Below are 3,133 nucleotides of genomic sequence, written 5' to 3'. Positions count from 1 at the left end.
ACACACCAAAATCCGTACATTACACACCGTTCTCTTCCTCAAGTGTTTGCAAATAAACAAGTTTTAACCTTTTTTCACGTCTAAAACTTATTAAAACTTATTAAAACTCTTAAAACCTTTGTCAAAGTAAATAACTGCCACCCGATTTCAGGAAATTACTTAGTAAAATGATAAGAATATTGTGAAAAAATTGATCCTGCATCTGCACTATAAATTATCAAGAAAAACCTCAACCTCTAAATTTTATCCCAAGCATCCAAATCAAAACCCGTACATTACACACCCAGCGTTGTTGAATTTTAAAACCCAAACTTACGAAAATGTACTTCATCATCTATGTTTAAGATTCGATTTAATAATAGTTCCAAAAATCTCACATAGACAAAATAATAGCGAATAAGATATTAATTTACTCAGTTCGACCCCAACGGTCTTATCGGACATCTTCTTAATTGACGAAATAATGTCGCATTGCAAACATCATAAGATCGGCCGATAAGAACCGATGAATATTCCTGAGTTTATTGTCTAAAATCTGATTATCACGGAAAATAGAGTCGCTTTTGAATTTTCGGCTGAATGTCATATTAGATCCATATGATCTAGGGCGTTGGATACAGGGAAAGACATCAAATCAATTGCTTAAATATAAACAACAGGAATGATACGGCAAATGCATTGGATTATTGGACATCTACTCTCGTATATTACGTTAAACAAACACGCTTTAACTTCAAACAACTCGACAACATGATTTCTACCGTTAAGAAGCAACACTACGTTTGGGAACATTACTTGGATGCTTGGTCCATCAATGGAAAAATATGGTGCAAGAGAAATGATTCAGTATTCCACACATCGACCGAAAATGTTGCGCAAGAAAGATATTTTTATGAAACGGAGCCACTCACCGAAAATGAAACGACACTTCTTCTCAGAGTAATCAACAGATTCCCCCCCTCCTCTCACTTAGTGCATCATAGTTCACTTTTTAGCCATTTGCTCACATCGGAGGGAAATGAAAAAGTTCGCAAAAACGGAATTGAGCACTTTCACAACATAATTGAGGGGAAAGTTGTTTCGATTGTCAATATCCTGCGAGAAGGCAACACTTCAGTTTTAGAAAACAAGCAAAACAAAATAGACTTTTGTATTTTCCTAGGGCAGCAATACACACGAACCAAGAAAATAAAGAACACGACACTAAAAATCCTGGAAAGCACAAGAGTCCCTGAAGAATTTCGAAACTGCGATTTTCAAAAAGTGTTCCGCGTCTTGTCGTTTTTGTTGGCTAACAATATAGGGTATTGGATATACGAGCAAGCGGAAATAGTCATACTCAGAAACGACACAGACAAGGAGCTCATTACTGGAGACCAACCCATCTATAATCTCTTCGCCAAAAACGGCGAAGAAATCAACGACGTCGAACTCTACTATCCTTTAAGTCCGAAGTTTGCTTTACTCGCGACCAAAAATCCGCGGGGAAGGCAATCAATAGATATTGAAAGTGTCGCAATATACAATCGTCATATATTGAGCATTGCTCATGAAAGCATCTTTTTCAGTAAAGAAGAGAGTTTGCAGCAGTTGATGTCGTTATGACTTCCGCTGCATATGAACTGAAGCGTCTAAATTTGCAGTATTCGAGTTCTCAAGCAGCGCAGAATTCAAGAATTATTTTCCGGCAAGCTTCGGGTTTCTCATCTAAGTTTCGGGTTCGCTATGCTGGATTTATCAGTGGAAGCAACCCTTGAAAATTTGAAGTTTAGGCGGCGGAGAATACAAGCTTTTCTTCTCCGAAACGTATTTAATGTTTCAGAAGCAACAGGCTTGTCTAACACGGCGCTCAATCGGAACCCACACCTTTGGTTCTTTCCCAAATTTCGTACGGGCTCTCAGTTTCGCGGTTTCTATCCAGCACCGCGATGGGCTTGTCCGATTAACTCAGCGTTAAGTGAATAAAGAAATAGAAATAACAAATATGGAAAAAATACTGTTCGGAAAACCTGTCCCACCGCAGTCATTTGTTAGTAGAGGGGATTGTGTTACTAAAATTGAAAGATTGATTCAAGAAGGCAGAAACATTGAATTGATAGGCCCTAACCGCATAGGAAAAACTGCATTATGTAGATACATAGCCAATAAGCTTAAAAATGATAATAGCGCCGATGTTAGTTATGTAGACCTACTTCATTTAAAAGCACCAAGAATTGGGGGGGTTGTTTCGAAGGTCACAGGCAGCGGCTTCGATAACCAATCTGATGACGAGTTAGATGAATTTGTTGGTGCTAATCAGCTAGCAGTTAATGCCCTAGTTGAATATGCGCAGTCTATTTCCTCAAGTGTAGTTATTATAGTAGATGAGATGGATGCTGGGTTACAAAGAAAAGGTATCTACCATGAATGGAACGCAAGCTTGAGAATGCTAGAAAGTGTATTCTTTGAAAAGGGAATTGAAAATGTTTCATTTATTCGGGTTTTGACATCTCACCCAGATTACTATGAAAACATCCATTTGGGGCATGTGATATCAAAATCGATTGGTGGTGGATATATCATAGAAGTGCCCGCACTTACAGACGAGCAAGCAAAAGAGCTGTTTACTTCATTAGTTTCAAATCAAGTTCCTGTAGATGCTGAGTTTGCAATTCGATATGCAGGCAGATACCCCTTTCTAATCGATTGTCTTGCATATGAGGCTCAACGATTAATTGAACATGATTCGAATTTTAAGACTCTCCTAGAGCATGTATATAGACAGTCTTCCTCTTTCTATAAGGGATTGTTTGAATTCGTCGAAAGAAAAGACAATTATCAGCAATCATTTACTTCAACATTAATCGCTATAGCACTAATTCAGGCAAAGTCCTACAAAGGGCCAATCGTAGATTCGAGTGACAGCAAGTTTGATTTAGATGAAATGGAAAAAAAGGAGCTCATCTCCATTGGGCTTTTAACGAGAAATGGTACAAACTACGAACTATTTTCCCCCCTGTTTGCATGGTGGATTTCTAGACATGCAGTATCGTTGCTCCAAGAAGAGAATGAATTAAGCAAAAAGCTAATAAGTTATTTTGGGGTTAACGACCTAAAAACATTACTTGCAAATATCAAAAATGCTCAAGCAATT

The 3,133-nt window shown here is 37.9% G+C and carries 2 protein-coding genes; both read left to right on the top strand.

The window, feature by feature from the left end:
- Positions 1-750 precede the first annotated feature (750 nt).
- The gene (locus tag EK22_RS21655) at positions 751-1,605 is read left to right on the top strand and encodes a DUF4238 domain-containing protein (protein ID WP_152565190.1); all 855 of its coding nucleotides are present in this window, start codon (positions 751-753) and stop codon (positions 1,603-1,605) included.
- 352 nt (positions 1,606-1,957) lie between these two features.
- Positions 1,958-3,133, top strand: a 1,176-nt coding sequence (locus EK22_RS21650) for an AAA family ATPase (protein ID WP_152565189.1), incomplete at its 3' end; no start/stop codon positions are given.

The organism is Methylobacter sp. BBA5.1 (genome assembly GCF_000746145.1).
GTDB classification, from domain to species: domain Bacteria; phylum Pseudomonadota; class Gammaproteobacteria; order Methylococcales; family Methylomonadaceae; genus Methylobacter; species Methylobacter marinus.
This window is presented reverse-complemented; position numbering and strand designations above follow the sequence as displayed.